Origin of the sequence: Streptomyces sp. AcH 505, assembly GCF_000818175.1 — a bacterium.
In the GTDB taxonomy this organism is placed as follows: domain Bacteria; phylum Actinomycetota; class Actinomycetes; order Streptomycetales; family Streptomycetaceae; genus Streptomyces.
On the sequence record NZ_JTIY01000001.1, the window covers coordinates 4,900,085 to 4,902,829 of the forward strand.

The window sequence follows — 2,745 nt, forward strand, 5'->3', positions numbered from 1 at the left end:
CCGTCGGCTGGTCCAGCTCCGACCGCTCGCGCTGGGCCGGCGGCCGGCCGCCCGACAGGCCCTGCGCCTCCCTGGACGCGATCTCCTTGAGCCGCATCGACAGCTGGAGCGTGCTCGGACGCTCCTCCGGGTCCTTCGCCAGACAGGCCCGCACCAGCGGCGCCAGCGCGTCCGGCATCCCGTACAGCTGCGCCTCCTCGTGCACCACCCGGTAGAGCATGACCTCCGAACTGCCGTGTCCGAAGGGCGAATCGGAGGTCGCCGCGTACGCCAGCGTGGCGCCCAGCGAGAACACGTCCGTCGCCGGGGTCACCGCGGCGCCCCGCACCTGCTCGGGCGCCAGGAAGCCGGGGGAGCCGACCGCCGTGCCGACATGGGTCAGCGTGCTCGCGCCCGTCGCCCACGCGATGCCGAAGTCGATGATGCGCGGGCCCTTCGGGGACAGCAGGATGTTCGACGGCTTGAGGTCGCGGTGGACCACCCCCGCCTCGTGCACCGCCACCAGACCCTCGGACAGCGCGGCCCCCACCGAGGCCACCTCGGCCGCCGACAGCGGCCCTTCCTCGGCCACCTTGTCGTGCAGGGAGGGCCCCGGCACGTACTGCGTCGCGAACCACGGACGCTCGGCGTCCAGGTCGGCGGCGACCAGCCGGGCCGTACAGCCGCCCCTGATCCGTCGCGCCGCCGACACCTCGCGGGCGAACCGTGACCTGAACTCCTGATCCTCCGCCAGATCCGGTCGGATCACCTTCAGCGCGACCCGCTGGCCGCGCCGGTCCGATCCCAGATAGACGACACCCATGCCGCCCGCGCCCAGCCGCCGGTGAAGCCTGAACGAACCGACGACACGCGGGTCCTCGCGCCGGAGCCGCATCATCGCCATGTCCATCCCCGCTGCCCGGTCGTCCGTGTGACGTGGCACAGCTTACGTACCCGCACCCCGGTGCGCTCATAGGCCGCGCCCTCGCATCCGGATCGATTGTCAGTGCCCGGTGGGAGAATTGAGGAGTGGTCAGGGGGCAACGGATCCACGCCCCTTACGGCCCGCGCGAGATCCCAATGGTCTGTCGCACAAGGGGGATTGAATCGTGAAGGGTGACCGGGTGGAGATAGTCGTGGACGCGGGTGACACGACTCGGACGTACGAAGTGGTGGCCAGCAGAGCGGGCCGCAGGGTGGAGACAGCGGTGCGCAGGGGGGTGGTGGAAGTGAGTGAAGTCACCCGGAACGGGTCCGTGGTGCGTACGGCCCGCTTCATGGCCACGCGCGTCCTCGCGCTCGTCGAGCAGCCGGTCCCCAGGGAGGACTCCTCGGAGCGCCCCGTGGAGCGCCCCCTCAGGGAAGACCCCAAGGGATAGCGGGTGTCCCGGGCCGCCTCTCCACCCAGGGGAGTAGGCGGCCGCCGGACCACTCATCCTCCTGGAGGCCAGCCAATGGGTACGCGGGCATGACGACCCGGCGTCCCCGGATCCCTAGTGTTGAGGTCAAGCGGCGGGTGCAGCACTCGTCCCCCGAGGTCAGACACCCGCCGCCGTTGGATCACGACAGGAGAGGGACCATGGCGGACACGGCAGCGCGGACACTGATCCGCACGCAGGGACGTAGGGCATTCGCCGCGTTCGGCACGCGCCCGTCCGGTACGCGCCACCCGTTGGTGGCGACGCTCATGGTGCTTCCCCTGGCGGCTCTGCTCGCGGTCGCCTTCGGCGGCTGGGACGCAGTAGTCACACAAGCGTCGTCCGTGGGCGTGATGCTGGGGCGCTGAGCGGCGCCCTGGACCCGGGAGAGCGGCCCGGGTCGGGGACATCCGGCCAACAGCCCCGTGGGGACGGGGGTGCGGCGGACGGCAGCGTTTGGCCGGTCAGCTGGGGAGCTGACCGGCCATCGCGCTGTCCGGGCCCGGCCGTCTACGCTCTGCGCGGGGCAGGAGCCGACTCCGGGGGGACACCATGACCACGTCCGTCGCAGGACAACTCACCGACGTCGCCCGCGCCGCCGCCCACCGGCAGCTCGCCGGGCAGCGCTGCGAGGCCTGCGGCCGGGACGAGACGGTGCTGGCGGACAGACCGGACGGTGTGGTCGTACGCCACGGGCAGGCCGTGGCCAAGGCGCACGCCGACGACACGGACCCGGCGGACCACCGGGCGCGACTCGCTGTGGCCGCGCACCCGCTGCTGGCGGGCATCCTGCTGCCACCCCTGCCACCCCTGCCGCCGCCTTTCCCGCCGTCCTCGCCGGCCGGCACCGAGGCCGTACGGGGCAGGCTCGTCACCGCCTGGCCGTACGGCACGCCCGTGGACCCCGACGACCCGGACGCCGCCCCCTGGGAGCAGGCGGGGGTACTGATCGCCCGGCTGCACTCCGTACCGCCCGCCGCGCTGCCGGGCCCGCTGCCCGCGATGCGCGGCCCCGCGAAGGCGGCCAGGGCCGTTGCCCGGATGCGGGCGGCCGGACACCATCCGGCCGTGGCCCCGGTGGAGAGCGCGTGGGCGCTGCTGCCCGGCTGGGCGCGCGACGAGACCCCGACGGACGGTCCGGTGGCGCTGTGCCACGGGGACCTGCATCTGGGACAGCTCGTACGCCACCCCGCCGAAGGACCGTGGCTCCTCATCGACGTGGACGACCTCGGTATCGGCGCCCCCGCCTGGGACTTGGGCCGCCCGGCGGCCTGGTACGCCGCCGGACTGCTGTCGGCCGACGTCTGGCACCGTTTCCTCGGCGCCTACCGCACGGCGGGCGGCCCCG

General features: G+C 73.5%; 4 protein-coding genes. 3 read left to right on the forward strand and 1 reads right to left on the reverse strand.

The features are described 5' to 3' along the window. Window positions 1–883: serine/threonine-protein kinase (locus HY68_RS22360; RefSeq protein WP_041996837.1), on the reverse strand; the 883-nt coding region annotated here is incomplete at its 3' end. Window positions 884–1,088: 205 nt separating this feature from the next. Between HY68_RS22360 and HY68_RS22365 the strand changes: the two genes are divergently transcribed. The 3 genes from HY68_RS22365 to HY68_RS22375 form a co-directional block, all read left to right on the forward strand. Further along, complete coding sequence (locus HY68_RS22365) at window positions 1,089–1,358, forward strand: hypothetical protein (protein ID WP_041991545.1); 270 nt, start codon at window positions 1,089–1,091, stop codon at window positions 1,356–1,358. A 200-nt stretch (window positions 1,359–1,558) separates the two neighbouring features. Continuing rightward, window positions 1,559–1,765 carry a hypothetical protein gene (locus HY68_RS22370; protein WP_041991546.1) on the forward strand — a complete coding sequence of 69 codons (207 nt, stop codon included), beginning with the start codon at window positions 1,559–1,561 and terminating at the stop codon, window positions 1,763–1,765. A 184-nt stretch (window positions 1,766–1,949) separates the two neighbouring features. Beyond that, a partial coding sequence (locus HY68_RS22375) for a phosphotransferase (protein WP_041991548.1) occupies window positions 1,950–2,745 on the forward strand: 796 nt, incomplete at its 3' end.

What these genes read in the sequence shown, in the direction of transcription:
- HY68_RS22370 (WP_041991546.1), top strand. Translation starts at nt 1,559, where the DNA reads ATGGCGGACACGGCAGCGCGGACACTGATCCGCACGCAGGGACGTAGG.